At 55.1% G+C, this 5,600-nt stretch carries 2 rRNA genes; both read right to left on the reverse strand.

Annotated elements, in window-relative coordinates:
* Window positions 1-222: 222 nt before the first annotated feature.
* Window positions 223-3,361, reverse strand: a 23S ribosomal RNA gene (locus J7I79_RS11110).
* Between the two features lie 526 nt (window positions 3,362-3,887).
* Window positions 3,888-5,411, reverse strand: a 16S ribosomal RNA gene (locus J7I79_RS11115).
* Together the 16S and 23S rRNA genes form the textbook arrangement of a ribosomal RNA operon.
* Window positions 5,412-5,600: the final 189 nt, after the last annotated feature.

Consider the following 5,600-nt stretch of genomic DNA (forward strand, 5'->3'; position numbering starts at 1 on the left):
TGACCGCCGTAACCCTTCTACCCGGACCCCCGGCATGGCTGGGGGTTGGGAAAACCTGTGGTTACAACATTAGTGGTGTTGTTATTCAGTTGTGGTTTGTTCCCTGCAACGTACCGTGTAACGGGTTTGTTGTTTGGGAACCACATAGTGGACGCAAGCAGTCTTGTTTCTTTTTACCACCCCTTGGGTGCAAACGCTTTTGAATCGTTTGCGGGGTGGTGTGTGGTGTAAGTTATCGGCCTATTAGTACCGGTCAGCTTCACGAGTCGTTAGTCCTCGCTTCCACATCCGGCCTATCAACCCAGTGGTCTGGCTGGGGGCCTCTCACACACAAGGTGTATGGAAATCTCATCTCGAAGCGAGCTTCCCGCTTAGATGCTTTCAGCGGTTATCCCATCCGAACGTAGCTAATCAGCGGTGCACTTGGCAGTACAACTGACACACCAGAGGTTCGTCCGTCCCGGTCCTCTCGTACTAAGGACAGCCCTTCTCAAATTTCCTGCGCGCGCAGCGGATAGGGACCGAACTGTCTCACGACGTTCTAAACCCAGCTCGCGTACCGCTTTAATGGGCGAACAGCCCAACCCTTGGGACCTACTCCAGCCCCAGGATGCGACGAGCCGACATCGAGGTGCCAAACCATGCCGTCGATATGGACTCTTGGGCAAGATCAGCCTGTTATCCCCGAGGTACCTTTTATCCGTTGAGCGACGGCCATTCCACAATGTACCGCCGGATCACTAGTCCCGACTTTCGTCCCTGCTCGAGATGTCTCTCTCACAGTCAAGCTCCCTTGTGCACTTACACTCGACACCTGATTGCCAACCAGGCTGAGGGAACCTTTGGGCGCCTCCGTTACTTTTTAGGAGGCAACCGCCCCAGTTAAACTACCCATCAGGCACTGTCCCTGACCCGGATTACGGGCCGAAGTTAGATGTCCAAAGTGACCAGAGTGGTATTTCAACGATGACTCCACCCGAACTGGCGTCCGGGCTTCAACGTCTCCCACCTATCCTACACAAGCCACTCCGAACACCAATACCAAACTATAGTAAAGGTCTCGGGGTCTTTCCGTCCTGCTGCGCGTAACGAGCATCTTTACTCGTACTGCAATTTCGCCGAGTTTATGGTTGAGACAGCGGGGAAGTCGTTACTCCATTCGTGCAGGTCGGAACTTACCCGACAAGGAATTTCGCTACCTTAGGATGGTTATAGTTACCACCGCCGTTTACTGGGGCTTAAATTCTCAGCTTCGCCTTGCGGCTAACCGGTCCTCTTAACCTTCCAGCACCGGGCAGGAGTCAGTCCGTATACATCGTCTTGCGACTTCGCACGGACCTGTGTTTTTAGTAAACAGTCGCTTCCCCCTGGTCTCTGCGGCCCCGATCCCCTCCGGACAGCAAGTGTCCATCAAGGTTGGGGCCCCCCTTCTCCCGAAGTTACGGGGGCATTTTGCCGAGTTCCTTAACCATAATTCTCTCGATCGCCTTAGTATTCTCTACCTGATCACCTGTGTCGGTTTGGGGTACGGGCGGCTAAAACCTCGCGTCGATGCTTTTCTAGGCAGCATAGGATCACCGAATCCCCCCATACGGGGGTCCCGTCAGGTCTCAGGCATCATGAACGGCGGATTTGCCTACCGTTCGCCCTACATCCTTGGACCGGGACAACCATCGCCCGGCTCGGCTACCTTCCTGCGTCACACCTGTTAATACGCTTACCTCCCAGGATCAGGTCCCGCGCTCCACCAAAACCCTCACACCACAAGGGCGATCGGGCAGGTCTCGGGCGGTTAGTATCCCCTGTTCAGCATGGGCGGTTTTTCGCCGGTACGGGAATATCAACCCGTTGTCCATCGACTACGCCTGTCGGCCTCGCCTTAGGTCCCGACTTACCCAGGGCAGATTAGCTTGACCCTGGAACCCTTGATCATTCGGCGGACGGGTTTCTCACCCGTCTTTCGCTACTCATGCCTGCATTCTCACTCGTGTAGGCTCCACCGCTGGTTTACACCGCGACTTCACTGCCCACACGACGCTCCCCTACCACTCCACACTCCTGAACCAACCCCACAAAGGGAGCGGCTTGGATAAAATGTGAAATCCACAACTTCGGCGGTGTACTTGAGCCCCGCTACATTGTCGGCGCGGAATCACTTGACCAGTGAGCTATTACGCACTCTTTTAAGGATGGCTGCTTCTAAGCCAACCTCCTGGTTGTCTTCGCAACTCCACATCCTTTCCCACTTAGCACACGCTTAGGGGCCTTAGTTGGTGGTCTGGGCTGTTTCCCTCTCGACTATGAAGCTTATCCCCCACAGTCTCACTGCTGCGCTCTCACTTACCGGCATTCGGAGTTTGGCTGACGTCAGTAACCTTGTAGGGCCCATTAGCCATCCAGTAGCTCTACCTCCGGTAAGAAACACGCAACGCTGCACCTAAATGCATTTCGGGGAGAACCAGCTATCACGAAGTTTGATTGGCCTTTCACCCCTACCCACAGCTCATCCCCTCCATTTTCAACTGAAGTGGGTTCGGTCCTCCACGACGTCTTACCGTCGCTTCAACCTGGCCATGGGTAGATCACTTCGCTTCGGGTCTAGATCACGCCACTGCAACGCCCTATTCAGACTCGCTTTCGCTACGGCTGCCCCACACGGGTTAACCTCGCGACGTAACACTAACTCGCAGGCTCATTCTTCAAAAGGCACGCCGTCACCAGAATCAGACTGGCTCCGACGGATTGTAAGCACACGGTTTCAGGTACTGTTTCACTCCCCTCCCGGGGTACTTTTCACCTTTCCCTCACGGTACTGGTCCGCTATCGGTCATTAGGGAGTATTTAGGCTTATCAGGTGGTCCTGACAGATTCACACGGGATTTCTCGGGCCCCGTGCTACTTGGGATACTTCACCGGGCGGTACACAACATTTCAGTTACGGGGCTCACACCCTCTCTGGCCGGCCTTTCAAGACCGTTCACCTATGCCTGTACTACTCACCCCACTGCCCCGGCAGAGACAGAATGGGAAGTCCCACAACCCCGACCATGCAACGCCCGCCGGCTATCACACATGGAACGGTTTAGCCTGATCCGCGTTCGCTCGCCACTACTAACGGAATCACTATTGTTTTCTCTTCCTGCGGGTACTGAGATGTTTCACTTCCCCGCGTTCCCTCCACGCACCCTATGTGTTCAGATGCGGGTCACCAGGCAGCTCGCGCCCCTGGCGGGGTTTCCCCATTCGGACACCCTGGGATCACAGTCCGGTTATCGACTCCCCCAGGCTTATCGCAGATTCCTACGTCCTTCTTCGGCTCCTAATGCCAAGGCATCCACCGTGTGCTCTTAAAAACTTGACCACAAAAGATCAAAAACGCTAATTTTCGAGAGAACCACAGAAACCACTGCTCCACCCCGAAGGACAGAACAACAGATCCAGGTTCATATTCTTGGAAATTGCTTCTTATAAAAGATGCTCGCGTCCACTATGTAGTTCTCAAACAACAACCCCGTACCACACACCCCACACACAACCCCCGCAAAAGGGACCAACCGTGCGATCGATGCAGCCAGGAAACCAGAAACAAACAAAACCCACACCACCACCGGAGCCTCCCCGTAAGGAAACCCGGCCATGCCATGGTCCTGTTGCCTCAGGACCCAACAGTGTGCCAAACACTAAACCGCGCATCACCCTCCCCGCACCGTTCCAGGACACTCAAGAGCATCCGTACTAGGCGCCGGGAAGAAACCCGCGGCCGCTATTTGCTGATATTCCACCCGTGAGCACCCGCCGCAGAACAATCGTCTGCGCAACGGGCGTTACTCCTGACAACCCCTCCACACTCACATACATGAGGCAAGGTGACTGTAGGTGCTCCTTAGAAAGGAGGTGATCCAGCCGCACCTTCCGGTACGGCTACCTTGTTACGACTTAGTCCCAATCGCCAGTCCCACCTTCGACAGCTCCCTCCCACAAGGGGTTAGGCCACCGGCTTCGGGTGTTACCAACTTTCGTGACTTGACGGGCGGTGTGTACAAGGCCCGGGAACGTATTCACCGCAGCGTTGCTGATCTGCGATTACTAGCGACTCCGACTTCATGGGGTCGAGTTGCAGACCCCAATCCGAACTGAGACCGGCTTTTTGGGATTAGCTCCACCTCACAGTATCGCAACCCTTTGTACCGGCCATTGTAGCATGCGTGAAGCCCAAGACATAAGGGGCATGATGATTTGACGTCGTCCCCACCTTCCTCCGAGTTGACCCCGGCAGTCTCCCATGAGTCCCCGCCATTACGCGCTGGCAACATGGAACGAGGGTTGCGCTCGTTGCGGGACTTAACCCAACATCTCACGACACGAGCTGACGACAACCATGCACCACCTGTGAACCGGCCCCAAAGGGGAAGGACTGTTTCCAGCCCGGTCCGGCCCATGTCAAGCCTTGGTAAGGTTCTTCGCGTTGCATCGAATTAATCCGCATGCTCCGCCGCTTGTGCGGGCCCCCGTCAATTCCTTTGAGTTTTAGCCTTGCGGCCGTACTCCCCAGGCGGGGCACTTAATGCGTTAGCTACGGCGCGGAAAACGTGGAATGTCCCCCACACCTAGTGCCCAACGTTTACGGCATGGACTACCAGGGTATCTAATCCTGTTCGCTCCCCATGCTTTCGCTCCTCAGCGTCAGTTAATGCCCAGAGACCTGCCTTCGCCATCGGTGTTCCTCCTGATATCTGCGCATTTCACCGCTACACCAGGAATTCCAGTCTCCCCTACATCACTCTAGTCTGCCCGTACCCACCGCAGATCCGGAGTTGAGCCCCGGACTTTCACGGCAGACGCGACAAACCGCCTACGAGCTCTTTACGCCCAATAATTCCGGATAACGCTTGCGCCCTACGTATTACCGCGGCTGCTGGCACGTAGTTAGCCGGCGCTTCTTCTGCAGGTACCGTCACTTTCGCTTCTTCCCTACTGAAAGAGGTTTACAACCCGAAGGCCGTCATCCCTCACGCGGCGTCGCTGCATCAGGCTTGCGCCCATTGTGCAATATTCCCCACTGCTGCCTCCCGTAGGAGTCTGGGCCGTGTCTCAGTCCCAGTGTGGCCGGTCACCCTCTCAGGCCGGCTACCCGTCGTCGCCTTGGTGAGCCATTACCTCACCAACAAGCTGATAGGCCGCGAGTCCATCCAAAACCACAAAAAGCTTTCCACCCCCCACCATGCGATGAGGAGTCATATCCGGTATTAGACCCAGTTTCCCAGGCTTATCCCAGAGTTAAGGGCAGGTTACTCACGTGTTACTCACCCGTTCGCCACTAATCCCCCCACAAGTGAGGTTCATCGTTCGACTTGCATGTGTTAAGCACGCCGCCAGCGTTCATCCTGAGCCAGGATCAAACTCTCCGTTGAAGTAAAACAAAAACAGACACAACCAAGCACCACGGGAAAACGCGGAACCAGGCTGCACAAAATTTGAAACCAGCTGAAAAACAACCAGATCACACCACGGGGTGGCACAATCCAGTCAATTCAACCAATCCATATAAATAAATTGGTATCAACAAACTTGGCACACTATTGAGTTCTCAAACAACAGAA

It is taken from the genome of Arthrobacter sp. ISL-69, from assembly GCF_018613775.1.
Classification (GTDB): domain Bacteria; phylum Actinomycetota; class Actinomycetes; order Actinomycetales; family Micrococcaceae; genus Arthrobacter.